Raw genomic sequence first — 26,724 nt, forward strand, 5'->3', positions numbered from 1 at the left:
CGATGGGGTCTCACAAGCCCCAGCAGTCCAAGCTGTCCCCCATGCAACGCACGTCACTGACCGTCACTGCTGTTCTTGTCAGCGCGATGGCCGGCGCGATCCTCCTCGGCGGCGCGCCGAGCGCGGAGGCCTCGCACGACGTGCCCGGCAACCGCGGCTGGGACTCGGTGAGCAACCGCGGGTGGAGCCAGGACGTGCGCGACACGTCGCACCTGGCGGACCACTAACCACGAGACCGGGGCGACACCCCGCCCCGTCGACCGCCGCCGCCCACCCCTCCCCCCGGTGCGGCGGCGGTCGTTCGGGTCAGGAGCCGGTCCCGTGTTCCTGCGCCAGCCGCCGGTACATCTCCGCGGCCGAGCGGGAGAACCCGTCCGGGACGCCCACGGCCGCCACCGTGTCGCCTGCCTCCTCCATCTCGCCCACCCAGCGCCACGCCTTCGGACCGGCCTGGGCCTCCAGCTTGTCGAGCACGGCGGTGAGATCCACGCCGTCCCGGGCCAGCAGGTCCGCCAGCGCGTCCTGCACGCCGTAGCCGTGGGCCGCGGCGGCGACCGCGAGCCAGACCGCAGGCATCGCCTTGCTCTGCATGGCGTAGCAGGCCTTGAGTGCGCTCGCCGCGCCCAGTTCGGTGCCGAGCACGCGGGCCTCGAACGGCGAACCGCTGAACAGACGGGCCACCGCACCTGCCGCCGCGCCGGAGAGCAACAGCACGGTGTGGCCCGCCTCCCACGCCGGCGGCCCGATCACCGCGCCGTCGACGACGTGCTCGGCGCCCAGAACCGCGCTGATCCGCCGCACCGTGTCCGGGGAGACGGCGTTCGCGTCGACGTACACCGGCCGGTCCGGGCGGTCGCCCAGCGCCTCGGCGACCTGCTCGGCCATCTCGACGGCGGCGTGCGGCGGACAGATCGAGATGATCACGTCCGACCGCTGCGCCAGCGAGGCGAGATCGGGCACGCCGACGAGATCCGCGAGCTCGGCCCGTTTCGAGGTGGCGTTGCTCCGGCCGGCGGCGGCCCAGATCACGGCACCGGCCACGGGTTTGAGGGCCGACCCCAGCGCCGCGCCCATGGCGCCGGGGTGCAGCACGCCGATCACCGGGCGCGGCGGGAGGTCTGCGTCTTCGTCCACGCGACCATCATCGTCCCTGTGGACCGGCCGGACGCCTGTGCGTCGCCGCTCAGCCTCCGGCGACGAGCCGCTCGAAGCCGACGCGCAGGTCCAGCAGGAATGGGGCGACCCCCGGCACCACGTACGCGGCCAGCAGGAACGTCGCCACGGTGAGAGCGGGGGCCACCAGCCAGGTCTCCACCACGCCGCCGGTCCGGAAGCGCAACGGGCGCGGCGGTCCCACCGGGTACCAGCTGCGCCGGCGGATCCGGATCGGCCACAGCAGCGGGGCGCCCGACTCCGTGATCGCGTCGCCGACCGAGTGCACCACCATGCCGAGCGCCACCGCCGTACCGAGCCAGCCTGCGGTGCCCGCGGTGCCGCCCGGGACGAACTCCTCCACCCCGTAGGTGAGCCCTGCCGCGATCACCAGCGACGGGGGGCCGGGCACGATCGCGTCGAGCCCCTTGATCGCCAGCGCGATGCAGACGAACAGCGTCCCGACCAGCACCGGGGTGCCCCACCGCGCCGACGCGAAGTTGATGGCCAGTCCGAGCAGCACGGCGGCCACCACGGTGTGGGTGAGGCCGCGGTGAGTGCCCTTGCCCGTGTCGCGACGGCCCTTGGTCAGGTCGTAGACGAACCCGGACAGCGGCCGTACCGCGTTGCTGGCGAGCCAGGACGCGATGGAGAACCGCTTGGTGGCCATCGACGACGGATGGTCGAGGTCCGGGAGCAGTGCGGCGCCCGCGCACACGGCCGCGAAGGTCAGCACCGATCCTGCGCTCGAGTCGATCTCCACCCACTGCTGCGCGAAACCCGCGACGGCGAGGCCGAGGGCCGCGCCGGATGTTGCATGACTTACCCCGAGCACCGGACGACGTTAGCGATCTTGAGCCGCGCGTCGCCGGAGGCGCGCCGGGCCACTTCCCGCGGACGACCGGTCAGCGGGTCCGCACGCCCAACGCGCCGTACTGGGCGCCGCGCACCCGGCCCGGCGAGAAGACCTGACCGAGCGCGGCCACATCGTCGGCGCTCAGCGCGACGGCCGTGGCCGCGGCGTTCTCCCGCACGTACCTCGCCCGCTTGGTGCCGGGGATGGGGGCGACGTCGTGGGGCTGGGCGAGCAGCCACGCGAGAGCCACCTGTCCCGCTGTCACACCGTGGGCGTCGGCGAAGCGCGTGAGCTCCTCGACCAGCGACAGGTTGTGCCGGAGGTTGTCGTCGGAGAACTTCGGCAGGGTCGCGCGGAAGTCGCCGGCGTCGAACCGGGTGTCCCTCCCGACGTTGCCGGTCAGCGCCGCCCGGCCCAGCGGGCTGTACGGCACGAGGGTGATGCCCAGTTCGCGGCACGCGGGCAGGACCTCGGCCTCGAGGCCGCGCTCCCAGAGGGAGTACTCGCTCTGCAGGGCGGAGATCGGCGCGACGGCGGCTGCCCGGCGCAGGACGTCCGCGTCCACGTTGCTCACCCCGATCGCCCGCACCTTCCCCACGGTGATCAGCTCGGCCATCGCGCCGACGGTCTCCTCGACGGGCACCGACGGGTCCAGCCGGTGGCAGTAGTACAGGTCGACGTGGTCGGTCTGCAGTCGCCGGAGGCTGGCGTCGCACGCGGCCCGGACGTACTCCGGACGGCCGTCGAAGACCACGCCGCCGTCGGGCACGGGCCGCGCACCGAACTTCGTCGCGAGCACGACCTCGTCGCGGCGCCCGCGGACCGCCTCACCGAGGAGCGTCTCGTTGTGCCCGAACCCGTTCGTGGTCGGCGCGGAGCCTGCTGCACCGTAGATGTCGGAGGTGTCGAAGAAGTTCACCGCCGCGTCGATGGCGACCCTGATCGTGGCGATCGACTCGTCCCGGTCGGCGACGCCGTAGAACTGCGACATCCCCATGCATCCCAGGCCGATCGGCCGGATCCGGATCGTGCTGTGCCCCAGCGTGATCTGTGCTTCGTTCACGCCGTCGACAGTATCGGTCCAGTGGCCCGTTAACAAGGGGCCACTGGTCCGCTAGGGTGCTTGTGAGCCACGAGACAGCAGGGGGTGCGCGGTGACCCAGGCACCGGAACCGGAGTTCCGACGCGCCAGGCGCCCGGAGCAGCAGGACCAACGACGCCACGCCATCCTCGAGGCGGCCGAGGCCATGCTCGCCGAGGTACCGCTGGAGGACGTGGGCCTGCGCGAGCTGAGCCGCCGTCTCGGCATCCCGAAGAGCAACGTGGTGCGCTACTTCGGCACCCGCGAGGGCGTGCTGCTCGAACTGCTCCACCGCAGCCTGGTGAGCTGGCTCGACGAGCTCGACCGCGAGCTCGGTGATGGCCCGTGCGGCACCGAGCGGCTGGTGGCGACCTGGGCGCGCACGCTGGCCGCACACCCCCTGCTCTGCCGGCTGTGGAGCCAGCTGGCCACGGTGCTCGAGCGCAACGTCTCGGCCGACTCGGTCCACCGGTTCAAGCTCGCCGACCTGGAGCATCGACGCCGACTGGGCGGGATCATCCACCGCTGCGTGCCCGAACTCGACGAGGCGAGGTCCCTCTACGTCACGAGGATCGCGGTCGTGGCCGTGGCCGGCCTGTGGCCGTTCTGCACACCGACGCCCACCGTCGTCGAGGCCACCACCGATCCTCGCCTCGCCGAGGCCAGGCTCGACTTCGCCGCGATGTACGCCGACATCCTCCGGATCACCATCACCGGACTGCTCGCGCTCCCCCAGGATGCCGCGGCCCGGTAGGTCCCTCGCTCAGAGACCCAGCCGCTTCATGATCTCCTGCGCGCCCAGCGTGGGGGTGAGCCCGCCCGCGCGCACGTCGCGTTCCAGCTCGGGGATCGCCGCGCGCACCTGCGGGTCGGCGTGCAGCCGGTCCATCAGCTGGTCGCGCACCATCGTCCACATCCACTGCACCTGCTGGTCGGCGCGCCGCCGGACCAGCTCGCCCGCCTCCTCCACCGCGGCGCGATGAGCCTCGACCGCATCCCACACCTCGGCCATGCCGGCACCGGTCTGAGCACTGCACGCCAGCACCCGCGGGTGCCAGGACGCGCCGGCCGGCGTGACGAGCCGCAGTGCGCCGGTCAGCTCGCGGGCCGCCGCGGCTGCCTCCTTCTCGTGCGGGCCGTCGGCCTTGTTGACCGCGACCACGTCGGCCAGCTCCAGGATGCCCTTCTTGATCCCCTGCAGGGAGTCACCGGTGCGGGCCATCGTGAGCAGCAGGAACGTGTCGACCATCGCGGCCACGGCCACCTCGGACTGGCCGACGCCCACCGTCTCCACCAGCACGACGTCGTAGCCGGCCGCCTCCATCAGGACGATCGTCTCCCGGGTGGCACGCGCCACCCCGCCGAGCGTCCCCGCGCTGGGCGAGGGCCGGATGAACGCGTTGTCGTCGACGGCCAGAGCGGCCATCCGCGTCTTGTCGCCCAGGATCGAGCCCTTGGTCCGGGTGGACGACGGGTCGACGGCCAGCACCGCCACGCGGTGGCCCGCGCCGGTGAGCCGGGTGCCGAGCCGCTCGATGAACGTCGACTTCCCGACGCCGGGCACCCCGGTGATCCCCACCCGACGGGACCCTGAGGCCACCGGCAGCTCCATGAGCAGCTGCTGCGCCGCCTGGCGGTGGTCCGGGCGGTGCGACTCCACGAGGGTGATCGCGCGCGCCAGCACGGCCCGGGATCCGCCGAGCACACCCTTCACCAGCGCCGGCACATCGATCTCGCGGGCCACGGCCCTCCTCCCGAGCTCACCCAGCCGCCGACATCGACCTCAGCGTGGCCGGCCGGGCGCCGGGCCACGCCGACGTCGAGCTCGGCGCGTCACGTCCTCAGCCGTGCGCGGCCGCCAGCTTCTGCAGCAGATCCACCGCGGCCTCCGCGATCACCGTGCCCGGCCCGAACACCGCAGCGGCGCCTGCCTCCCGCAGCGCCGGGTAGTCGGCAGGCGGGATCACCCCGCCCACCACGACCATGATGTCGGCGCGGTCGAGCTTCGCCAGCTCGTCGCGCAGCTCGGGCACCAGCGTGAGGTGCCCCGCGGCGAGCGAGTTGACGCCGACGACGTGCACGTCGGCCTCCACCGCCTGCCGGGCCACCTCGCCAGGGGTCTGGAACAACGGGCCCACGTCGACGTCGAAACCGAGGTCGGCGAACGCCGTGGCGATCACCTTCTGGCCACGGTCGTGCCCGTCCTGCCCCATCTTCGCCACGAGGATGCGCGGCTGGCGCCCCTCCTCCGCCGCGAACTCGTCCACCAGCTCGCGGGCCCGCTCGATCGCCGGGCTCGACCCTGCCTCCTCGGAGTACACACCGGAGATGATGCGGACCTGACCGGCGTGGCGCCCGAACACCTTCTCCAGCGCGTCGGAGATCTCCCCGACGGTGGCCTTCGCCCTCGCGGCGTTCACCGACAGGGCCAGCAGGTTCTGCTCGTCGCCGCGCTGCGAGCCCTCCGCGATCGACGCGGCCGCGTTCGTCAGCGCCCGCAACGCCGCGTCGACCTCGCGCGAGTCGCGTTCCTCGCGCAGCCGCCGCAGCTGCTCCAGCTGCTCGCGCCGGACCCCCGCGTTGTCGACCTTCAGGACCTCGACGTCCTCGGACTGGTCGGCAGGATCGAGCCGGTACTTGTTCACGCCGATCACCGGCTGGCGGCCGGAGTCGATCCGCGCCTGCGTGCGCGCCGCGGCCTCCTCCACGCGCAGCTTCGGGATGCCGGCGTCGATCGCCTGCGCCATCCCGCCCGCCCTCTCCACCTCCTGGATGTGCGCCCACGCCCGGCGGGCCAGGTCGTAGGTGAGCCGCTCGACGTAGTAGCTGCCGCCCCACGGGTCGATGACCGTCGTGGTGCCCGACTCCTGCTGCAGCAGCAACTGCGTGTTGCGGGCGATCCGGGCGGAGAAGTCGGTGGGCAGCGCGAGCGCCTCGTCCAGCGCGTTGGTGTGCAGGCTCTGGGTGTGGCCCTGCGTCGCGGCCATCGCCTCGATGCAGGTGCGGATCACGTTGTTGTAGACGTCCTGCGCCGTGAGTGACCACCCCGAGGTCTGGCAGTGGGTGCGCAGCGACAGCGACTTCTCGTTCTGCGGGGAGAACGGCGTCACGAGCTTCGCCCACAGCAGCCGGGCGGCCCGCATCTTGGCGACCTCCATGAAGAAGTTCATGCCGTTCGCCCAGAAGAACGACAGGCGCGGGGCGAACCGGTCGATGGACAGCCCCGCGTCGAGCCCGGCCCGCAGGTACTCCACGCCGTCGGCCAGGGTGTAGGCGAGCTCGAGGTCGTTGGTCGCCCCCGCCTCCTGGATGTGGTAGCCCGAGATGGAGATCGAGTTGAACCGCGGCATCTCCCGCGACGTGAACGAGAAGATGTCGGAGATGATCTGCATCGACGGCTGCGGCGGGTAGATGTAGGTGTTGCGGACCATGAACTCCTTGAGGATGTCGTTCTGGATGGTCCCCGTCAGCTTGTCGTGCGGGACGCCCTGCTCCTCCGCCGCCACGATGTAGAGGGCGAGCACCGGCAGCACGGCGCCGTTCATGGTCATCGACACCGACATGTCGCCGAGCGGGATGCCCTCGAACAGCCTGCGCATGTCGTAGATGGAGTCGATCGCCACGCCCGCCATGCCGACGTCACCCGCCACGCGCGGGTGGTCGGAGTCGTAGCCGCGGTGGGTGGCCAGGTCGAACGCGATCGACAGGCCCTTCTGACCGGCGGCGAGGTTGCGCCGGTAGAACGCGTTCGACTCGGTGGCGGTGGAGAACCCGGCGTACTGCCGGATCGTCCAGGGTTGCGTGGTGTACATCGTCGGGTAGGGGCCGCGCAGGTACGGCGCGATCCCCGGGTAGGTGGCGAGGAAGTCGACGTCGGCGAGGTCACCCGCCGTGTAGAGCGGCTTCACCGCGATGCCCTCCGGCGCGTCCCAGGCCGGGACGTCGCCGTGCCACTCCGCGGCGGGGACCCCGTCGCTCTCCAGGGGGACCTGGGTGAAGTCGGGAAGGTTCATCGCACGCCCTCGCTGCGCTCGGCCGACGTCTCACCCCGGCGCTGTGTTGATGACTCGCTCGCAAGCTCGCTCATCGCTCCTCCTCCTGGGCCGCGTACACGGACTCGATCACGTCGAGCGCGTCGACTCCGGCGTAGAGCGTGCCGTCGACGCCGGGGACGCCGTCCCGCCCGGCGAGGAGCACCTGCCGGGCGCCCGCCTCGCGCAGCGCAGCCACCGTCTCCGCGCCGCGCTCGCCGTAGACCGCGTCCGTGGAACAGAGCACCGCCACCGGGATACCGGCCGCGATGAACGCCGCGGCCACCTCGTCGGCGGTCTCGGTGGGCCCGGCCTCCACGACCTCGATCCCGCCGGCCTGCAGCAGGTTGCGGGCGAAGCCGGCACGGGTGGTGTAGGCCGCCAGCGGCCCGAGCGTGGCGAGGAACGCGCGCGGCCGGGAGCCGGTCTCCGCGAGCCGGGCGTCGGACCGGTCCCGGTAGGCCTCGTAGGGCTGGGCCGGGCGGAACCACGGCAGCCCGCCGCCCGGGTGCTCCGGCAGCGGACGCCGCCGCACCGGCTTCTCGGCCGGGTCGGCGAACTCGCTCACGCCGGTGACGGGATCCCGGCGCGTGGCGACGTCGGCCAGCCGGCGGCCGCGGACCACCGCGACCTGCTCCGCGACGAACCCGGAGTCGAGCGCGGCGAGCGCCCCGCCCTCGGCCTCGACGTCCTGGAAGAACGCCCAGGCCGCCCTGGCGAGCTCGGCCGTGAGCGACTCGACGTACCAGGAGCCACCGGCGGGGTCGATCACCCTGGCCAGGTGCGCCTCCTCCACGAGCAGCGCCTGCGTGTTGCGGGCGATCCGCCGGGAGAAGGGCTCGGGGGCGCCGAGCGCGGCGTCGAACGGCACCACCGTGACGGCGTCGGCGCCGCCCACGCCGGCCGCGAAGCCGGAGAGGGTGCCGCGCAGCAGGTTCCCGTAGGGGTCGCGCCGGGTGAGCATCGTCTGTGAGCCGACCGCGTGCTGCCGCTGCGGCTGCGGCGAGCCGCAGACCTCGGTGACCCGCGCCCAGAGGCGGCGGGCGGCGCGCAGCTTCGCGATGGTCGGGAACTGCTCGGCGGTGGCGGCGTAGCGGAACTCCAGCAGCCGGGCGGCCGTGGGCAGGTCGAGCCCGGCCCCGGCACCGTTGGCCCCGGCGGCGGTGAGCACCCGCAGGTACTCCAGGCCCGCCGCGAGCGACCAGCCCAGCTCCTGCGCGTCGGACGCGCCGGCGCCGTGCACCGGCAGCGCGTCCACCACGATCGCGCGGACCTGGGGGAACTCCGCGGCGACGTGCCGGGCGAGCGGCACGACCGTGGCGACGTCCGGGCCGTCCCCGGTGCGCGCGCGGCGGCCGACGGGGTCGAGGCCGAGCGTGCCGAGCAGTTCGGCCGGCCGGACCCCCCGCTCGGCGGCGAGCGCGAGGAACGCCTGCGCGGCGTCGGTCTCGGCGTCGGCCGGGGCGGCCGCGGCGTCGAGGACCACGGGAGCGAGATCCAGACGCACGTCGGCGAGCACGGCGGGCAGATCCGCGACGGTGCTTCCCCCCTCGCCCACGGCGAGCCAGATCGACCGCACGCCGTTCTCCAGGTCGGCCTGCACCGCCTCGCGGGCGAGCCGCGCGTCGGGCTCGGCGACGCGCTGCCGGACGTCCCATCCGGCGGGGGCCGCGCCGTTCGCGCCGGATCCTCGGACGAACGGCGCCGCGCCCGGCACGCCGATGTCGACCGTGGGGGCGTCCTCCGCGGTGTAGAGCGGCAGCACGCGGACGCCCTCGGGGCTGCGCCGGGTGAGCCTCTCCACCCCGGCGCCCGGCGAGGCGCCGCCGGGCTCCCTGCCCAGCAGCCCGGCCTTGCCGACGACCTGGTCCACGAGGCGCACCCAGGCGTCCCGTGGGGCGGCGGGGAACTCCCCCGCCAGCACCAGCTCCTCCGGCTCGGCCGGTGCGCCGGCATCCAGCGCCTCGCTGTCGACCTTCGCCGTGTTCATCGGTCCGCCGCGCTCGTCGCCGGCCACGCCGTGGTCATCCCCGCCTTGATCATCACTGCCATGATCATTACTGCGACTCCTCCGCGCCCCACGGCCACCGCGCCGTGTACGGGCCAGGTCGGCAGGAGTCTAGTGCGGAGGCGGTGCCGAGCCCGTCCCGAGCGCGTGACCCGGGCCACCGGACCCGGGTCACGCCAGGACGATCGAGGTGCCCTCCACCTTGATGTTCTTCGCCGGCAGCGGCGACGCGGCCGGCCCACGCACCACCGAACCGTCCGCGACCGCGAAGCGGCTCCCGTGGCACGGACAGTCGATCGTGCCGTCCGCCACCTGGGAGACCGTGCAGCCCTGGTGGGTACAGATCGCGGAGAACGCCTTGAACTCCCCTGCCGTCGGCTGGGTCACCACGACCTGCTGGTCGGCGAAGACGGCGCCGCCGCCGACCGGGATGTCCGAGGTGCTGGTCAACGCCGCACCGGTGGCTCCCCCCGACGGGGCTGCGCCCGGCGCGCCGGTGGGCACCGGAGCCGGGGGCGCCGCGGGAGCAGGCGCACCGCCGGAGCCGTAACTGCTGCAGGCGCTCAGCGCGGCGACGCAGGCAGCGCCGCAGGCCCCGGTGACGACCGCGCGCCGGGAGAGGGCCGGGGTGGTCAGGTTCGCGTGCACGAGCATCTCCTCAGAAGGTCAGTCCCGATGTGGTGAAGAACCACACCGAGGAGGTCAGCCAGAGGGCGGTCATGGCCGTGAAGACCATCCCTCCGAGCAACGGCAGGCTCCATCGTGGGACGTGTGACCTTTGTAGGAGCAACATCTTCGTGACGAAGGTCCCGTAGAAGAAGCACCCGAAGAGCGAATGCAGAAGCGTGCGCATCGTGCCCGTCTGGAACCCCAGCGCGTAGAGACAATGCACCGCAATCGGCACGGTCACCAGCACTGCCACCCGTCCTGACCACCGGTGCAGGGCCGCGACCCAGGGCCCGGGCGTGATGCTGCGGATCCGCCCGTACATCACCATCGCCGAGCCGAGCTGCACCAGTACCAGCAGGAACGCCACGGTGGCGAGCCAGGACTTCACCGCGAGGCCGCTGGAAAAACCGGCGAGGTTGATCGCCACGAACGTGGGCTCGTGCACCCGGCCGTACGCGCCGAGCCCGACAGCGACCAGCGAGCCGACGGCGCCACACAACAGGACCCCTCCGGGACCGGGACGCCTGCGCGCCGCGTGCGAGGCGCGCATCGTGGCACTCATCGCTCGGCCTCGCTGCGCTCGGCCGGCGCTTCGCGCGGGCACTGTGACATTGATTCGCTCGCACGCTCGCTCATCGCCTGATCACCGCGGAGCCGCCGTCGAGCGCTGTCACCTCGACGGGCACCCCGTCGAGCACGACGGCACCCGGCTGGGCGGGGTTCAGCACGGGCGCGGGCCGCCGCTCCCCCGCGGCGGACGCCACCCCGGTCACCTCCCCGTCACCGGTGACGACCCAGCCGACGCGGGTGGCCACCCCGCGGACGTCGGCCCGTCCCTCGTAGAGCCCCGCGGGTGCCGAGGCGCCCTCGGCCTCGAACGGCCACTCCTGTCCGCCCCCGGTCACGGTGCCCGCCGACGACGCCTCGTTGGCGGTGCCGGTGATCGTGGTCGAGCCGTCCTTGCTCGTGAGCGACAGCTGGTCACCCGACAGGGTGCCCTCGAGCCACGCCTCCGTCGCGTCGCCGTCGCACACGTAGCCGACCGCGCGGCCGTCCTTCACCGCGATGGCCACCGAGAGCTCCCGGCCCGAGGTCCAGCCCGCGTAGGCCTTCTCGGCGACGGCCGGGGCCGCAGCAGCGTCCGGCCCGGCGTTCGGCGCGGCGTTCGGCGCCGCCTCCGGTGCGGCGGGCGGTGCGAGGCTGCCCAGATCGACTTCGGTGGACGGCGCGGTCTCGCCCGCCGTCGGGTCGACCACGGCTGCCGTGGACGTCTGCGTGGCGTCCCTCTGGCTCATCGTGTTGGCGATGAAGAAACCGGAGCCGAGTGCGACGACCGCGGCCAGCGTCACCAGGGGCGCGTAGCTCTTCATGTTCTCCCCGCGTGGGTCGGAGCCCGGCCTGCTGCCGGACCATGGTCACTCTGCACACGGCACCCGGACGGAAACGGTTCAATCGGATATTTTGCTTATCCACTGCGCGGGCGCACTGAACCTCCGGCGCCCACGACACGTGCCATCAGTGGGTGCGGCCCCATCAGGTGCCACATCCGTCCGCCGTCCCAGGGAGCCGGGAACATGCCCGACGTACGACCTCGCGCACGTGACGAGGCCCTGGTGCATGCCATCTACCAGGAACACGGGCGTGCGCTGCTGGCCTACGCCACCCGGCTCACCGGCGACCGCGGCGCCGCCGAGGACGTCGTGCAGGAGACGCTGATCCGGGCGTGGCGCCACCCCGAGGTGGTGGCCAACGGCCGGGGCTCCACGCGCGGGTGGCTGCTGACGGTGGCACGCAACATCGTCACCGACCGGATCCGAGCCAGAGCGGCCCGGCCACCGGAGGTGCCCGAGACTCCGGACACCCCGCCGATCCAGCGCGACCACGCCGACCGCGTCGCCACGTCCGTCACCGTGCTTGCCGCCCTCGAGGAGCTCTCCGAGGATCACCGTGGCGTGCTCGACCAGATCTACTTCCAGGGGCGCAGCCTCGGGGAGGCGGCCACCGCGCTCGGCATTCCGGCGGGCACGGTCAAGTCACGGTCCTACTACGCGCTCCGGGCTCTCCGCGAGCGTCTCACCATCCGGGACACGGCAGGGGACGAGGTGCCGGCATGACCCACGCCTACAGACCGCACGACCGTGAAGAGCTGGGGGCCTACGTCCTCGGTCTCCTCACCCCCGAACAGGCACACGCCGTGGAGGAGCACCTGGCCTCGTGCTCGGAGTGCCGCTACGAGTGGGAGGAGCTGCGCGAGATGACCGACCTGCTCGACGAGGTACCGCCGGAGGTGTTCCTCGACGGGCCGCCAGACGGCGACCTGGTGCTGCAACGCACCCTGCGCCAGATCCGGTCCGAGGTCGGCTCGCAACGGCGTCGCAAGCGGCTGACGCTGGTGGCTGCGACCGTCGTCGGCATGGCCGTCGTGCTCGGTGGCGGCGTCGCGCTCGGCCGTACCACCGCAGGCCCCGCCACGGTGATCGCCGCACCCGCCCCGGCCGAGGTCGCCGCCGACGCGCAGGTGCTCACGGGCACCGGGCCCGGCGGGGTGGTGATGACGGCGATGCTGACCCCGGCCACGGGGTGGGTGCGCGTGAGCGCCACGGTGCAGGGGATCCCGGCGGGCGAGCGGTGCCGCCTGGTGGTGGTGGCCCGTGACGGCAGCCGCCAGGTGGCCGGGAGCTGGCTCGTGCCTCCGACGGGCTGGAAGGAGGGCGTCACGCTCCACGGTTCCGCGATCATCGCCCCCGACCAGGTGGCGTCGGTGATGGTGGAGAACGAGGCGGGGCGCCAGTTCGCCCACCTGCAGACCGCCTGACCCGCTACCAAAGCGGCCGACACGAGGCAAAAAGGAGATCAGGAACACCCTGCCGCCGCGCTCTCTTCTACGTACTGTAGAACTACTACAGTACGTAGAAGTTCGGCGAGTGGAGGCTGCGCGTGGACGCCCTGGACCTGGCCCGTTGGCAGTTCGGGATCACGACGATCTACCACTTCCTTTTCGTGCCACTGACGATCGGCCTGTCGGTCGTCGTGGCCGTCCTGCAGACGGCCTGGCACCGCACCGGGAACACCGAGTACCTGCGCGCCACGAAGTTCTTCGGCAAGCTCTTCCTGATCAACTTCGCCATGGGCGTGGTCACCGGCATCGTCCAGGAGTTCCAGTTCGGGATGAACTGGAGCGCCTACTCCACCTTCGTCGGGGACGTCTTCGGCGCCCCGCTGGCGCTGGAGGCGCTGCTGGCGTTCTTCCTGGAGTCCACGTTCCTGGGACTGTGGATCTTCGGGTGGGACCGGCTGTCGCGCCGCGTGCACCTGGCGACGATCTGGGCGGCCGCGATCGGCTCCAACCTGTCGGCCTACTTCGTCCTCGCCGCCAACGCCTGGATGCGGCACCCGGTCGGGTTCGCCGTCGACCCGGTCACCAAGAGGGCGCACCTCACCGACATCGGGGCCGTGCTCACCAACTCCCAGGCGTGGTCGACCTACCTGCACGTCGTCTCCGCCTCGTTCGTGGTGGCCGGCCTGTTCGTGGTGGCGGTGAGCGCCTACAAGCTCCTGCACCGCGACAAGGCCCCCCACGCGAGCGAGCCCGGGATGTTCCGCCGGACCCTGCGCGCCGGGCTGCTCACCACCGTGATCGCCGGGGCCGTCGTGGTCTGCTCCGGCGACCACCAGGCCAAGCTGGCCGCCCAGTACGAGCCGATGAAGCTCGCCTCCGCCGAGGCGCTGTGGAACACCGAGGGCGCCGCGGGGTTCTCGCTCTTCGCGGTCGGTGACCATTCGCTCGGCGAGGTCGGCCTCGGACAGAACATCATCGACGTGCAGGTGCCCTACGTCCTGAGCTTCCTCGCCACCGGCTCCCCGGCGGGCGAGGTCCAGGGCATCAACGACCTGCAGCAGCACTACCAGCAGCAGTTCGGCCCGGGCGACTACACGCCGAACATCGCGGTGATCTACTGGTCGTTCCGCCTGATGATGGGCCTCGGCATGGCCGGTGTGGTCGTCGGCGTCCTCGGACTGTGGCTCACCCGCCGCGGCGCCCTGCCCGAGCAGCGCTGGATGTACCGCGTGGCGATGGCGGCCCTGCCTGCGGCGATGGTGGGCAACATCTTCGGCTGGGTCCTCACCGAGATGGGCCGCCAGCCCTGGACGGTGGTCGGCGAGCTGCTCACGGCGGCCAGCGTCTCGCCGGGCGTGAGCCTGGGCGAGGTGGCGTTCTCCCTGTCGGCCTTCACCGCGCTCTACGGGACGCTCGCGGTGGTCGAGGCCCGGCTCATGTGGCGCTACCTGAAGGCCGGTCCCGGCCACGTCATGCCCTACCCGGGCGAGGGCGAGCGCGAGCCCGACGCCGTTCCGGCGTTCACCTACTAGCAAGCGACGAGGAGAGTCATGGATCTCCCGACCATCTGGTTCGTCGCCATCGCGGTGCTCTGGACCGGCTACTTCGTGCTCGAGGGCTTCGACTTCGGCGTCGGGATGCTGCTTCCCGTGCTCGGCAGGGGCACCGACCCCGCCGAGCGGGAGGCCGACCGGCGCGTGGTCATCAACGCGATCGGCCCGGTGTGGGACGGCAACGAGGTCTGGCTGATCACCGCGGTCGGCGCCATGTTCGCGGCGTTCCCGGTCTGGTACGCCGCCACGCTCAGCGGGTTCTACCTCCCACTGCTGCTGATCATCCTGGCGCTCATCGGCCGCGGGGTGGCGTTCGAGTACCGCGGGAAGGTGGACGACGCGCGCTGGCGCGCCCGTTGGGACGCCGCGATCATCGCGGGCAGCGCCGTGCCCGCCTTCCTGTGGGGCGTCGTGTTCGCCAACATCGTGCGGGGCGTCGAGCTCGGCCCGGACGGCGTGGTGACCTCGCGGCTGGTCGACCTGCTGAGCCCCTACGCGCTGCTCGGCGGGCTCACCACCCTCACGCTGTTCGTGCTGCACGGCGCGGTGTTCCTCGCGCTGAAGACCGACGGCCCGGTGCGCCACCGCGCCGCCGTCACGGCACGGACCGCCGGCCCCGTCGCGCTCGTGGCGCTGACCGGGTTCTGGCTGTGGACCGGCGCCACGCACGGCGTGCCTGTGGTGCCCGCCGTCGTCACGGTCGCCGCCGTGCTCGCCGGGGTCGTCCTCGCGATGCGCCACCGGGAGGGCTGGGCGTTCACCGCCACGGCCGTCGGTGTCGCCGCATTCACGGCGACGCTGTTCGGCTCGCTCTTCCCGGCCGTGCTCCCGTCGCTCGTCAGCCCGGCGTTCGACCTCACGATCGCGAACGCCGCGTCGGCGCCCTACACGCTGGGGGTGCTGAGCTGGATCGGCGCGGTGTTCCTGCCGCTGGTGATCGCCTACCAGTCGTGGAGCTACTGGGTGTTCCGGCGCCGGGTGACCAGGGCGCACGTCGCATGAGACCCCTCGACCCCCGGCTGGTCCGCACCACCCGCGCGGTGCGCGTGCACCTGGCGGTGACGGTCACCTGCGCCGCCGCCGCCACGGGGCTGATCCTCCTGCAGGCCTGGCTGGTGGCCCACGCCGTGGCCGGAGCGGGCGCGGGGATCGGCGCGCAGGCGCTCGCGGGCACCGTCGGCGCCGTCGCGCTCGTGGCGCTGGCCCGCGCGGCGCTGTCCGCAGGCGCGGAGACGATGGCCCTGCGCAGCGCGGCCGTGGTGAAGTCCGACCTGCGCACCCGCCTCGTCCGGCACGTCGCGGGCGGTGACCCCGCCACGGCCGGCGCGGGCGAGCTCGTCACGCTCGCCACGCGGGGCCTGGACGCCCTCGACGACTACGTCGCCCGCTACCTGCCCCAGCTCGTGCTGGCCGTGCTCGTGCCGGCGGCCGTCCTCGTGGTGGTGGTGCGGGCCGACTGGATCTCCGCGCTGGTGATCGCCCTGACCCTGCCGCTGATCCCGCTGTTCATGGCGCTCGTCGGCTGGCACACGCAGGCCCGCACGCGCCGGCAGTGGCGGCTGCTGGAACGCCTCGGCGGGCACTTCCTCGACGTCGTCGAGGGCCTGCCGACACTGGCGCTGTTCCGCCGGGCGAAGTCCGAGGCCGCGCTGATCCGGCGCGTCACCGAGGACCACCGCACCGCGACGATGGGGACGCTGCGGGTGGCGTTCCTGTCGGCCTTCGTCCTCGAACTGCTCGCCACGCTCGCCGTGGCACTCGTCGCCGTGGAGGTCGGGCTGCGGCTGCTCTACGGCCGACTCGACCTGGAGACCGCCCTCCTCGTGCTGATCCTCGCGCCGGAGGCCTACCTGCCGCTGCGCGAGGTGGGCGCGCGTTTCCACGCGAGCACCGAGGGCCTGGCCGCCGCCGAGCAGGTCTTCGCGGCGCTGGAGCGCCCCCAGAACCGGGCGACTCACACCCCCACACCGGGCGACTCGCGGGAACTTCCCGCGAGTCGCCCGATTCTGGTGCGCGAGTCGCCCGGCGGTGCGGCGTTGCCCACGGCCACTCCCCCGGCCGCTCCGGAGATCCGCTTCCGGGACGTCGGCCTCGTCTACCCCGCACGGTCCGACCCCGCGCTGGCCGGAGTGGACCTCACCCTGCGGCCGGGTGCCACCGTGCTCGTCACGGGGCGCAGCGGGGCAGGCAAGACGAGCCTGCTGTCGCTGCTGCTGCGGTTCACCGAGCCGACGGCGGGGCGGATCACGGTCGGCGGAACGGGCGACGAGCCCGTGGACCTGCTGGACGTGCCCGCCGACGAATGGCGGCGCCGGATCGCGTGGGTGCCGCAGCGGCCCTACCTGTTCGACGCGTCGGTGGCCGACAACATCCGGCTCGGCGCCCCCGAGGCCTCCGATGCCGCCGTGCGCCGGGCCGCCCGGCTCGCCGAGGCCGGGGAACTGATCGCCGCTCTCCCCGACGGCTACGCGACCCGGCTCGGCGAGCGCGGCAGCAGGCTGTCGGCCGGTCAGGGCCAGCGCATCGCACTGGCCAGGGCGTTCCTGCGCCAGGCGACCGCGCAGGAGGGCGACGCAGGCGTGGCCCCGATCGTGCTGCTCGACGAACCGACCGCCCACCTCGACCCGGAGAACGCCGCGGCAGTGCGCGCGGGGGTGGCCCGGTTGCTCAGCGGGCACACGGGCGTGATCGTCGCGCACGACGCGGGCTGGGCGGACCTCGCCGACGAGGTGGTCCACCTGGAGACCGGGCGGATCGCCCTGCCGGTGGGAACAGCTCTGCCGGTGGGAACAGCTCTGCCGGTGGGAGCGGCCCGATGACACGCACGCGTGGACCGCTGACCCGGATGATCGCGCTGGCCCGGCCCCGGGGGTCCCGGTTCGCGCTCGGCGTGCTGGCCGGCGCGACGGCCACCGCGGCCGGGGTGGGCCTGCTCGTCGTGGCGGCCTGGCTCATCGCCACCGCGGCCACCCACCCGCCGATCACCGCGCTGAGCGTGGCCGTGGTCGCCACCCGCGCGCTCGGCGTCACCCGGGGGCTCGCCCGCTACCTCGAACGCCTGGTCACCCACGACGCCGCGCTGCGGACGCTCGCCGACGTGCGGGTACGCGTGTATGCGCGGCTCGCACGCACCGAACCGATCCACCGCTTCCGGACGGGCGACCTGGTGACACGGCTGGTCAGCGACACCGACGCGACGCAGGACCTCCTCGTCCGCGGCCTCACGCCGCCGCTCGCCGCGCTCGTCACCGGAGCGGGTGTCGTCACCGTCGCCACGGCGCTGCTGGTGCCCGGCGGCGTGCTGCTGGCGGCCGGGCTGGTCCTGGCCGGCCTCGCGGTCCCGCTGGTCGCGGCCGCGGCAGGACGCGAACCGGGCCGTCGCCGCGCCGCCGCCAGGGCGGCGCTCTCCACCGCCGTGGTCGACGTGATGCACGGCGCTCCCGACCTCGTCGTGTACGGGGCGATGCCCGCCGCACTGGCCCGCGTCGAGGGGGCAGGCGCCGAGCTCACCCGCGTGGAACGGCGCGACGCCGGCCTGCTCGGGCTGGGGGCGGGCGCGTCGGCGCTGATCGCCGGGCTGACGCTCTGGGGCACGCTGTTGCTGGGCGCCGGCGCCGTCGGGAACGGCACGCTCGGGGCGGTGCCGCTCGCCGTCCTGGTGCTCACGGCGCTCGCCGCGTTCGAGATCGTCGCCCCGTTGCCCGGGGCGGCGGCCCGGCTCGGCTCCCTGCGGGCGGCGGGCGGCCGGCTGTTCGACGTTCTCGACACGCCACCCGCGGTCGAGGTCCGGCCGGCGCGGCCGGTCCTGCCCGAACGCGGCCTGCGGATCTCCGGGCTGCGCGTCCGCTACGGGCCGGCGGAGCCGTGGGCGCTCGACGGGTTCGACCTGGACGTCCCCCCGGGACGGCGCATCGCCGTGCTCGGCCCGAGCGGGGCGGGCAAGAGCACGCTCGCCGACGTGCTGTTCCGCTTCCGCGACCCGGACGAGGGCACCGTCCTCCTCGACGGCGTCGACATCACCACCCAGGAGCCGGACACCGTGCGGGCCCGCGTGAGCGGCGTGCCGCAGGACCCGCACGTCTTCGCCAGCACCGTCCGGGAGAACCTGCGGCTCGCCCGGCCGGACGCGTCGGACCCGGAGCTGTGGGACGTGCTGGAACGCGTCCGGCTCGCGCCCGACGTCCGCGCCGCCGGCGGACTCGACACCGAGGTCGGCACGCACGGCACCCGGCTCTCGGGCGGCATGCGGCAGCGGCTCGCGCTCGCCCGCGCGCTGCTCGTCGAACCGGACCTGCTCGTACTCGACGAGCCCACCGCCCATCTCGACCCGGAGACGCGCGACGCGGTGCTCGACGACCTCCTCGCCGCGACCACCGGCCACACCATGATCTTGATCACGCACGACCTCAGCAGCCTCGACCGGTTCGACCAGATCGTCGTAATGGCCGGCGGACGGGTCGTCCGGCGCGGAACACCTGCCCAGCTCAGCGCCCTACCGGGTGGATATCGGGCCGGCCGCCCCTCTCAGTCCGGCCACCGCGACGATCCGGCACTCTGCAGTCGATAGGGTCCGAACCCCTCCCCACTCGCTGACCCCCGGATGAGGTTTTCGTCGTGCGTCGTGCCCACCTCGCCGCCGTTCTGGTGGCGCTCACCCTGGCGCTGGTCGCCTGCTCGTCCGGTGCGGTCGCACCGACCGGGCCGGTGAACCTGTCACAGGAGACGCTGAAGGCGATCGGGCTCGGGGCCGACTGGAACTGGAAGAAGCAGGCCACCCCGCTCCAGCTGGGCGTGACGCACACGCAGGAGAGCCTCGACCCGGAAGAGCCGGCCCAGGCGCGCGACCGGGGCCTCGACGTGCTGAAGAACAACGGCGCCATCTGGCAGAACGTCCACCTGATGGGCTTCGGCACGCTCAACCCGGAGCCCGCACCCGGCCAGTACGACTGGTCCACCCTCGACCAGCGCATGCAGCTCGTGAAGGCCACCGGCGGACGCACGGTGCTCACCCTGTGCTGCTCGCCGGACTGGATGAAGGGCGGCGCCCCGGGCCAGACGGACTGGTCCCAGCTGGAGACGGCCCCCGAGCCCGCCCACTTCGACGACTTCGCGGCGCTGGCGGCCCAGGCGGTGCAGCGCTACCCGCAGATCGAGCGGGTGCTCGTGTGGAACGAGCTCAAGGGCTTCTACAACAGCGACCTGAACCGCTGGGACTACGAGGGCTACACCGAGCTCTACAACAAGGTCTACACGGCGGTCAAAGCGGTGCGTCCGGACGTGCAGGTGGGCGGGCCCTACGTCGTTATGACCAGCCTCGACCCCGGCTCACCCGACTCCTCGGACGTGCGGGGCCCGTGGGGCGTGGCCGATCAGCGGGCCCTCGACGTTGTGGACTACTGGCTGGCCAACAACGTGGGCGCCGACTTCATCGCGGTGGACGGCGGCACGGCCACCCGGAACGACACGGTCACGACACCGGCGGACGCCGCTGCCAGCAAGTTCGCCGACCTGACCGCCTGGATCAAACAGCGCACCCCGCTACCCGTGTGGTGGGCGGAGTTCTACCCGGACGTGCCGACCGGCGAGGACGGCGGCCCCACCAGCCAGGCCAGCGCGGCGTCCACCCTCGCCGTACTGGCTGCCTACGCCCAGTCGGGCGTCTCGGTCGCCCTGCTGTGGGGGCCGCAGGGGGCCGACCTGGGGTTCTCCGCCCTCTGGACCGACAGCACCAAGTCCGACGGCGGACGCCCCACGCCGCTGACCGCGCCCTGGCAGTGGCTGGTGCCCCGGCTGGCTGCCGGCGACATCTCGGTCGGCCACTCGCCGACCCTGCCGCTGCTCGCGTTCCGGGCCCCCGACGGCCTCCTGCTGGTCAACCTCACGGCGGACCCGATCGAGCTCACCGGTACCGAGTCCCTGCCGCCGTGGACGGTGCTGCTGTCCCCCCGGATCCCCTGACCCGCCGCCGCTACGCGTGGCGCGGCACGGGGGCGGGCGCGTCGTCCTCCCCGGGGAGGACGGTCAGGGTGCTGGGGGTGCGCGGCAGGATCCGCGTCACGTACGACCGCGCCGCTGCCGTGGTGCCGACGTCCTTGCCTGCCTTTTCCGACAGGAACCAGCGGTGTTCCAGGATCTCGTGGAACACCTCGGCCGGCGCCAGCCGGTCGGCGAGCGACTCCGGCACGAACGCCATCACGCGGTCGTAGACCTCGGACCGCCACCGGTGGGCCGCCACCGTCTCCGGCACCGGACGGCCCTCCTTCTGCTCGAGGTAGCCGCGGTAGCTCACCAGGTCGTTGAGCAGCCGCCGCGCCTGGTTCTCGGTGACCTGCAACCCCGTGAGCGCGAACAGCTCGTCGCGGTGCCTGCCCGCCTCCGCCACCCGCGTGTGCACCCGCAGCAGCGTGCCGTCCGGCGTGGTGATCAGCTCGATCTCGTCGACGTCGAAGCCCAGCTCGTTGATGCGGTTCACCCGCTCCGCCACGCGGAAGCGCTGCTCGTCGGGCTGGAACCGCTCCTCCCTGGTGAGCTCCTCCCACAGCGCGTAGTAGCGCCGGGGCAGCTCCGCGGCGATCTCGATCGGGTCGACACCCGCCGGCAGCAGGCCCCCGTACTGCAGGTCGAACAGCTCACCGCCGACCCGCTCGGCGGCGTAGTCGATGTCGAACCGCCGCTGCCCGTCGGACAGGACCTGGTGCATCTCCGCCGTCTCGGCGTCGACGAGGTAGGCGGCGATACTGCCGGCATCCGGGCGGAACAGGGTGTTGGACAGCGAGCAGTCGCCCCAGAACAGGCCCGCGAGGTGCAGCCGCGCGAGCAGCTCCACCATCGCGTCGACGAGCTGGTCGGTGGGCCTGCTCGTGTGCCCGTGGGAGAAGACGTAGCGGTAGGACATCGAGTAGTCGAGGAACCGCGTCACCAGCACGGCGTCCTGGGCGACGCCGTCGAACGGGGGCCGCTCCACGCAGACCCCGAGCACCGACACCGCCGGCATGCCCATCGACTCGAGCTCGCCGAGCAGCCGGTACTCCCGGCGGGCCAGCCGCTCGTCGATCTCCTTCAGCGCGTAGACGAGCCCGTCCACCTCGACGAACCGCACGACGTGCCGGGAGATGCCGCGGTGGGCCACCTCGAGGATCCGGTCGTCGGCCCAGTCCTCGAGGGGCTTCTCCCACGGCAACGACACCAGCCCGGCCGCGTGGGCGGCCGGGGGGCGGAAGATGAAGCGCACCCCGCCATTATCCGGGGGGACGGGACGATTCAGGCCTTCGGACCGCCCGCCACGTAGATCACCTGGCCGGAGACGAAGCCCGCGCCCTCGCTCACGAAGAACGAGACGGTGTGCGCGATGTCCTCGACCTGACCGGCGCGGGCCACCGGGATCTGGGCGGCCCGGGCGGACACGTAGGTGTCCCAGTCCTCGCCGATCCGCTCGGCCGTCGCCCTGGTCATGTCGCTGACGATGAAGCCGGGGGCGATGCAGTTGGCCGTGACGCCGAACTTGCCGAGCTCGATCGCCAGGGTCTTGGTGAAGCCCTGCAGACCGGCCTTGGCGGTGGAGTAGTTGGCCTGGCCGCGGTTGCCCAGCGCCGACGTGCTCGACAGGTTGACGATGCGGCCGAAGCGCTGCTCCACCATGTACTTCTGCACCGCGCGCGCCATGAGGAAGGAGCCGCGCAGGTGCACGCCCATCACGGTGTCCCAGTCCAGCTCGGACATCTTGAACAGCAGGTTGTCCCGGGTCACGCCGGCGTTGTTGATCAGCACGGTCGGCGCGCCGAGCTCATCGGCCACGCGGGTGACGGCGGCCTCGACCTGTCCGGCGTCGGCCACGTCGGCGCCCACGGCGAGGGCCCGCCCGCCGTCGGCCTCGATGGCGTCGACGGTCGCCTTGGCCGCGGCCTCCTCCAGGTCGATCACCGCGATCGCGAGTCCGTCGCGGGCCAGCCGCAGCGCGGTGGCCGCACCGATCCCGCGGGCCCCTCCGGTCACGATCGCCACGCGGGCGTTGTCGGTCATCTGGTCCTCTTCCACTCGGCGACCCTCTTCCACTCGACGAGGTCGAGATCGAGTCTCACCCGCGTCCCGCACGGAGCCAAGCCCGGGGTCTCCATTCCGCGGTGGGCGCTCAGCGTGTGTCCGCCGGTCCCGCGGCGGCGATGTCGATGTCCTTCATCTCGGGCGCAGCCACGAACGCCACCAGGGAGATCAGGCACAGGACGATGAGATAGCCGGCCACCAGCGGGGTGAAACCGGCCAGCGCGGCCCCGATCTCCCGCGAGGTGGCGAAGCCCGTGTAGCGCACCCGCGCGCCGAACAGCTCGGCGTAGAAGGCGGGCTGCACGGCGATCATGGGCGCCAGCCCGAACGCGGTGGCGACGACGAGCGCGAGCACCACGAGCACGGGCTGCTCGGTGCGCAGCAGCAGGAAGTACGGGAACGCGAAGGCCGCGGTGAACACCACGGAGAAGATGTTGAGCGGCCGGCGGCCGATCCGGTCCGACAGTGCGCCGTACACGGGTTGCAGGATGATCACCACGACACCGAAGACGATGACGCCGGTGAGCACGGTGCCCCGCGGGATGCCCAGGGTGCCCGTTGCGTAGGAGACGGTGAACGTCGCGTACAGGTACACGGCCGCGGTGTCGGCGATGTGGGCGCCGATCCCGATGAGCAGGTGCGGGTAGCGGCGCAGCGCCTCCAGCACCGGCGCCTTGACGACCTGCTGCCCGGCGGTGAGGGCGCGGAACACCGGCGACTCGGCCACCCGCAGCCGCACGTAGAGCGACACCCCGATGAGCAGGAAGCTCACCAGGAACGGCACGCGCCAGCCCCAGGAGAACAGCTGCTCGTCGGGCAGCATGCCGACCAGCAGGAACGCGACCGTGCCCAGCACGAGGCCGATCTGCACGCCGGTCTGGGCGAAGGAGGTGTAGAAGCCGCGACGGTGAGCCGGTGCGTGCTCGGCGAGCAGGGTGGACGCGCCGCCGAACTCCGCACCCGCGCCGAGGCCCTGCAGCACCCGCAGGAGGACGAGCAGCACCGGCGCCCAAGCGCCGACCGAGTCGTAGGTGGGCAGCAGCCCGATCACACCGGTGGACACCCCCATCACCAGCGTGGTGATGATCAACGTCTCGCGGCGGCCGATCCGGTCGCCGATGTGGCCGAACAGGATGCCGCCCAGCGGCCGGAAGACGAAGCCGACGCCGAACGTCGCGAACGCGGTGAGCGTGCCCACGGCGGGGTCCGACTGCGGGAAGAACAGGACGTTGAACACCAGCGCGGCAGCGGTGCCGTAGATGAAGAAGTCGTACCACTCGAGTGCGGTCCCGACCAGCGAGCCGGTGACCACCCGGCGCAGCTCGACGGGCGTGGTGATGGCGGGGGCGGGGGCGGCCGGCTCGGCAGGGGTGGCGTCGTCGAGCGGAGTTCCCGTTGCGTCGTCGGAACGGGGCGTCGTCATCGCGTCTCCTCGGGGCGTTCCGTCACGGGGGAACTGCGTTTCGCACCGGTCCGCGTACGTTACGACCGGTTCGTCCCGGAAGGAAAGCGCAATCCCGACGCGGGCGCACGCCGAAGGATCTCTCGATGCCGCCGTGGGCGCCGCCCGCAGCAGGAATCGGGCGACTCGCGCGCGGGGAACGGGCGACTCGCCGGCCACGGTGACAGCGTTGTGGTCCCGTGCTGCTGTTCTAGGCGCCCTGATGCCGCTTCATGTGTCCATGACGCGGGGGCGGGTCTCGGGAGACGTCCGCGACGGCGGCCACCGACTCCGTCCGCCCGTGGTCCAGGCCGAGGTGAGCAGCTCGGCCTGGACCACGTCCTCCAGGGTCTCGTCGCACACCTGTTGCCGCGCCTCGCCACCCATCGCCTTGCGCTACCGCGCCGTCACCACCGGCAACCGTTTCGGGGTCCGTGCCACGGGAACGCTCCAACGCGACCCGAACCCGACGGAAGGTGTTGGAGATGACCGGTTCCACCGGACCGGACGAGCCCGGCTCGTTCGACGAGTTCCTCGCCCGCTACCTCGGCTCCGGCGCCCGCGGCCCCCGCGGGCCACGGCGGATCGATCTCACCCGGCTGATGAGCGCCGGGACGCGCGAGCTCGTCGCCGCCGCCGCGCAGGAGGCCACCGACCGCGGCGACACCGACCTCGACGCCCAACACCTGCTACTCGCCTCCACCCGGATCGGGGTGACCCGGCAGTGGCTCGAACAGGCGGGTGTCGACCCGGACGCGATGGCCCGGCTGCTCGACGCGCGCCTGCAGCGCCACGAGCCCACCGGCCGCGCTCCCAGCCTCACGCCCGCCGCGAAGCGGGCGCTGCTCGACGGGCACCAGGTGTCGCGTTCCCTCGGCTCGACCTACATCGGGCCCGAGCACATCCTGCTGGCGATCGCGGCCAACACGGAGTCCGCCGCGGGCAGGCTGCTGGCCCAGGCCCGATTCTCCCCGGGTGGCCCGCCCGGCTTCGACCCGCGCCGCCCCGGCGCCCAGCCCGCGGGCGTGCCCCGCGCGCCACAGGCCGGGCCGGGGGCCGCGTCGGCCACCCCGACGCTCGACCAGTTCGGCGAGGACCTCACCGCCGCGGCGCGTGCCGGCCGGCTGGACCCCGTGGTCGGGCGCGCCGACGAGATCGAGCAGACCATCGAGGTGCTCTCGCGGCGTACCAAGAACAACCCGGTGCTGATCGGCGAGGCGGGCGTCGGGAAGACCGCCATCGTGGAGGGCATCGCGCAGCGCATCGTCGACGGCGACGTCCCCGACACGCTCCTGGAACGCCGGGTGGTGGAGCTCCAGCTGTCCGGCGTCGTCGCCGGCACCCGCTACCGCGGCGACTTCGAGGAACGGCTGCGGGCGCTGATCGACGAGATCCGGGCCAACGGCGACCAGCTGATCGTCTTCATCGACGAGCTGCACACGATGGTCGGCGCCGGCGGGGGAGGCGGGGAGAGCGGCGGCTCGATGGACGCGGGCAACATGCTCAAGCCCGCCCTCGCCCGCGGAGAGCTGCACGTCATCGGGGCCACCACCCTCGACGAGTACCGAAAGCACATCGAGTCCGACGCCGCGCTCGCGCGCCGGTTCCAGCCGGTGATGGTGCCCGAGCCGAGCTGCGAGGACGCCATCGAGATCCTGCACGGGCTGCGCGACCGCTACGAGGCCCACCACCAGGTGCGCTACACCGAGGACGCGCTGCGCGCCGCCGTCGAGCTGTCGGAGCGCTACATCACCGACCGGTTCCTGCCCGACAAGGCCATCGACCTGATGGACCAGGCCGGGGCGCGGGTCCGGCTGCGCACCCGCACCCCCTCGATCGACCGGCGCGGGATGGAGCAGCAGCTCGAGCAGCTCGAGCGGGACAAGGACCAGGCCGTGGCCGGCGAACAGTACGAGCAGGCCACCGAGCTGCGGGACCGGATCGCCGAGCTGCGCACCCGGCTCACCTCCACCGTCGAGCCCGACGACAGCGTGCCGGAGGTCGGGGTCAGCGAGATCGCCGACGTCGTCTCACGCCAGACCGGGGTGCCGGTCTCCGAGCTCACCGAGACCGAACGCAGCAGGCTCCTGCGCCTGGAGCAGGAGCTGCACAGCCGGGTGGTGGGTCAGGACGAGGCCGTCACCGCGGTGGCCGAGGCGATCCGCCGCAACCGGGCCGGGCTGGGCGACGAGGACCGCCCGGTGGGCAGCTTCCTGTTCCTGGGCCCGACCGGGGTCGGCAAGACCGAGCTGGCCAGGGCGCTCGCCGTGGCGCTGTTCGGTGAGGAGGACCGGATGGTCCGCCTGGACATGAGCGAGTACGGAGAGCGGCACACGGTGGCGCGGATGATCGGGGCGCCGCCCGGCTACGTCGGCTACGGCGAGTCCGGCCAGCTCACCGAGGCCGTCCGCCGCAGGCCGTACTCGGTGCTGCTGCTCGACGAGATCGAGAAGGCGCACCCCGACGTGTTCAACGTCCTCCTGCAGGTGCTCGACGACGGCCGGCTCACCGACGGGCAGGGCCGCACGGTCGACTTCCGCAACACCGTGATCATCATGACCAGCAACGTCGGCTCGGAGCTGATCACCAACCACGGCGCGACGCTCGGCTTCGGGAGCTCGGCCGCGATGTCGAACCAGGACGACGCGGCGCTGCGCGACCGGATCATGCCGCGGCTGCGCGAGGTGTTCCGCCCGGAGTTCCTCAACCGCATCGACGAGATCATCGTGTTCCGCAGGCTCGACGCCGAGCAGCTCACCACGATCACCGACCTGCTGCTGGAGGAGACCCGCCGCAGGCTCCGCGCGAAGGACGTGACGGTCGAGTTCACCCCGGCCGCCGTCGCGCGGCTGGCGGAGCTCGGCTACCAGCCGGAGTTCGGGGCGCGACCGCTGCGGCGCACCATCCAGCGAGAGGTGGACAACCGGCTGTCGGCGCTGCTCCTCGCGGGAGAGCTGGGGCCCGGCGGCCATGCACGGGTGGACGCCCACGACGGCGCGTTCGACATCCAGGTCACCGAGGACGCCCACGCCGGCTGAGGGCCCCGCTCATCTA

23 protein-coding genes are annotated in these 26,724 nt (G+C 72.9%); 10 read left to right on the forward strand and 13 right to left on the reverse strand.

All coding sequences use genetic code 11. The annotated features are described in order from the left end of the window. Positions 1–41 precede the first annotated feature (41 nt). Positions 42–227, forward strand: a complete 186-nt coding sequence (locus tag AC5L35_RS04295; RefSeq protein WP_495058211.1) for a hypothetical protein — start codon at positions 42–44, stop codon at positions 225–227. 79 nt (positions 228–306) lie between these two features. Here AC5L35_RS04295 and AC5L35_RS04300 read toward each other — a convergent pair whose 3' ends face one another. From AC5L35_RS04300 to AC5L35_RS04310, 3 genes are all read right to left on the reverse strand, one after another. Continuing rightward, complete coding sequence (locus AC5L35_RS04300; RefSeq protein ID WP_495058212.1) at positions 307–1,134, reverse strand: NAD(P)-dependent oxidoreductase; 828 nt, start codon at positions 1,132–1,134, stop codon at positions 307–309. A gap of 49 nt (positions 1,135–1,183) precedes the next feature. Then, complete coding sequence (locus AC5L35_RS04305; RefSeq protein WP_495058213.1) at positions 1,184–1,987, reverse strand: metal-dependent hydrolase; 804 nt, start codon at positions 1,985–1,987, stop codon at positions 1,184–1,186. Positions 1,988–2,057: 70 nt separating this feature from the next. Beyond that, the gene (locus tag AC5L35_RS04310) at positions 2,058–3,071 is read right to left on the reverse strand and encodes an aldo/keto reductase (RefSeq protein WP_495058214.1); all 1,014 of its coding nucleotides are present in this window, start codon (positions 3,069–3,071) and stop codon (positions 2,058–2,060) included. 91 nt (positions 3,072–3,162) lie between these two features. On the opposite strand from AC5L35_RS04310, the gene AC5L35_RS04315 reads away from it, so the two are divergent. Continuing rightward, positions 3,163–3,843 (forward strand): TetR/AcrR family transcriptional regulator, encoded by a 681-nt coding sequence (locus tag AC5L35_RS04315; protein WP_495058215.1) that lies wholly within the window; start codon positions 3,163–3,165, stop codon positions 3,841–3,843. A 9-nt stretch (positions 3,844–3,852) separates the two neighbouring features. Here the strand turns inward: AC5L35_RS04315 and meaB are convergent, their stop codons facing one another. The 6 genes from meaB to AC5L35_RS04345 form a co-directional block, all read right to left on the reverse strand. Then, positions 3,853–4,833 (reverse strand): methylmalonyl Co-A mutase-associated GTPase MeaB, encoded by a 981-nt coding sequence (meaB, locus tag AC5L35_RS04320; protein ID WP_495058216.1) that lies wholly within the window; start codon positions 4,831–4,833, stop codon positions 3,853–3,855. A 97-nt stretch (positions 4,834–4,930) separates the two neighbouring features. Then, on the reverse strand, positions 4,931–7,102 hold the full coding sequence (gene scpA / locus AC5L35_RS04325; RefSeq protein WP_495058217.1) for a methylmalonyl-CoA mutase: 2,172 nt from the start codon (positions 7,100–7,102) through the stop codon (positions 4,931–4,933). A 70-nt stretch (positions 7,103–7,172) separates the two neighbouring features. Further along, the gene (locus AC5L35_RS04330) at positions 7,173–9,137 is read right to left on the reverse strand and encodes a methylmalonyl-CoA mutase family protein (RefSeq protein WP_495058218.1); all 1,965 of its coding nucleotides are present in this window, start codon (positions 9,135–9,137) and stop codon (positions 7,173–7,175) included. Between the two features lie 162 nt (positions 9,138–9,299). Further along, positions 9,300–9,782 carry a Rieske (2Fe-2S) protein gene (locus AC5L35_RS04335; protein ID WP_495058219.1) on the reverse strand — a complete coding sequence of 161 codons (483 nt, stop codon included), beginning with the start codon at positions 9,780–9,782 and terminating at the stop codon, positions 9,300–9,302. A 4-nt stretch (positions 9,783–9,786) separates the two neighbouring features. After that, positions 9,787–10,359 (reverse strand): DUF6529 family protein, encoded by a 573-nt coding sequence (locus tag AC5L35_RS04340; protein ID WP_495058220.1) that lies wholly within the window; start codon positions 10,357–10,359, stop codon positions 9,787–9,789. A 70-nt stretch (positions 10,360–10,429) separates the two neighbouring features. After that, positions 10,430–11,167 (reverse strand): hypothetical protein, encoded by a 738-nt coding sequence (locus tag AC5L35_RS04345; protein ID WP_495058221.1) that lies wholly within the window; start codon positions 11,165–11,167, stop codon positions 10,430–10,432. 204 nt (positions 11,168–11,371) lie between these two features. On the opposite strand from AC5L35_RS04345, the gene AC5L35_RS04350 reads away from it, so the two are divergent. From AC5L35_RS04350 to AC5L35_RS04380, 7 genes are all read left to right on the forward strand, one after another. Continuing rightward, complete coding sequence (locus tag AC5L35_RS04350) at positions 11,372–11,911, forward strand: sigma-70 family RNA polymerase sigma factor (RefSeq protein ID WP_495058222.1); 540 nt, start codon at positions 11,372–11,374, stop codon at positions 11,909–11,911. Next, positions 11,908–12,612, forward strand: coding sequence for an anti-sigma factor family protein (locus tag AC5L35_RS04355; RefSeq protein WP_495058223.1), 705 nt, complete (start codon positions 11,908–11,910; stop codon positions 12,610–12,612). Before AC5L35_RS04350 ends, AC5L35_RS04355 begins: the two co-directional genes overlap by 4 nt. Before the next feature lie 122 nt (positions 12,613–12,734). Next, complete coding sequence (locus AC5L35_RS04360) at positions 12,735–14,168, forward strand: cytochrome ubiquinol oxidase subunit I (protein ID WP_495058224.1); 1,434 nt, start codon at positions 12,735–12,737, stop codon at positions 14,166–14,168. A gap of 18 nt (positions 14,169–14,186) precedes the next feature. Continuing rightward, the gene (cydB, locus tag AC5L35_RS04365; RefSeq protein ID WP_495058225.1) at positions 14,187–15,191 is read left to right on the forward strand and encodes a cytochrome d ubiquinol oxidase subunit II; all 1,005 of its coding nucleotides are present in this window, start codon (positions 14,187–14,189) and stop codon (positions 15,189–15,191) included. Next, positions 15,188–17,008 carry a thiol reductant ABC exporter subunit CydD gene (gene cydD / locus AC5L35_RS04370; protein WP_495058226.1) on the forward strand — a complete coding sequence of 607 codons (1,821 nt, stop codon included), beginning with the start codon at positions 15,188–15,190 and terminating at the stop codon, positions 17,006–17,008. Before cydB ends, cydD begins: the two co-directional genes overlap by 4 nt. Further along, positions 17,005–18,756, forward strand: a complete 1,752-nt coding sequence (gene cydC / locus AC5L35_RS04375) for a thiol reductant ABC exporter subunit CydC (RefSeq protein ID WP_495058227.1) — start codon at positions 17,005–17,007, stop codon at positions 18,754–18,756. The genes cydD and cydC overlap by 4 nt, the downstream gene beginning before the upstream one ends. 47 nt (positions 18,757–18,803) lie before the next feature. Further along, positions 18,804–20,147 carry a GH39 family glycosyl hydrolase gene (locus AC5L35_RS04380; protein ID WP_495058228.1) on the forward strand — a complete coding sequence of 448 codons (1,344 nt, stop codon included), beginning with the start codon at positions 18,804–18,806 and terminating at the stop codon, positions 20,145–20,147. Positions 20,148–20,157: 10 nt separating this feature from the next. On the opposite strand, the gene AC5L35_RS04385 is transcribed toward AC5L35_RS04380, so the two are convergent. The 4 genes from AC5L35_RS04385 to AC5L35_RS04400 form a co-directional block, all read right to left on the reverse strand. Further along, positions 20,158–21,420: a DUF4032 domain-containing protein gene (locus AC5L35_RS04385; protein ID WP_495058229.1), complete on the reverse strand. Its 1,263-nt coding sequence runs from the start codon at positions 21,418–21,420 to the stop codon at positions 20,158–20,160. Positions 21,421–21,449: 29 nt separating this feature from the next. Further along, complete coding sequence (fabG, locus tag AC5L35_RS04390; RefSeq protein ID WP_495058689.1) at positions 21,450–22,208, reverse strand: 3-oxoacyl-ACP reductase FabG; 759 nt, start codon at positions 22,206–22,208, stop codon at positions 21,450–21,452. 109 nt (positions 22,209–22,317) lie between these two features. After that, positions 22,318–23,652 carry an MFS transporter gene (locus AC5L35_RS04395; RefSeq protein WP_495058230.1) on the reverse strand — a complete coding sequence of 445 codons (1,335 nt, stop codon included), beginning with the start codon at positions 23,650–23,652 and terminating at the stop codon, positions 22,318–22,320. A 249-nt stretch (positions 23,653–23,901) separates the two neighbouring features. Continuing rightward, positions 23,902–24,057 carry a hypothetical protein gene (locus tag AC5L35_RS04400; RefSeq protein WP_495058231.1) on the reverse strand — a complete coding sequence of 52 codons (156 nt, stop codon included), beginning with the start codon at positions 24,055–24,057 and terminating at the stop codon, positions 23,902–23,904. A 98-nt stretch (positions 24,058–24,155) separates the two neighbouring features. On the opposite strand from AC5L35_RS04400, the gene AC5L35_RS04405 reads away from it, so the two are divergent. Further along, on the forward strand, positions 24,156–26,708 hold the full coding sequence (locus tag AC5L35_RS04405; RefSeq protein ID WP_495058232.1) for an ATP-dependent Clp protease ATP-binding subunit: 2,553 nt from the start codon (positions 24,156–24,158) through the stop codon (positions 26,706–26,708). Positions 26,709–26,724 lie beyond the last annotated feature (16 nt).

The organism is Pseudonocardia sp. OZ21 (genome assembly GCF_059359135.1).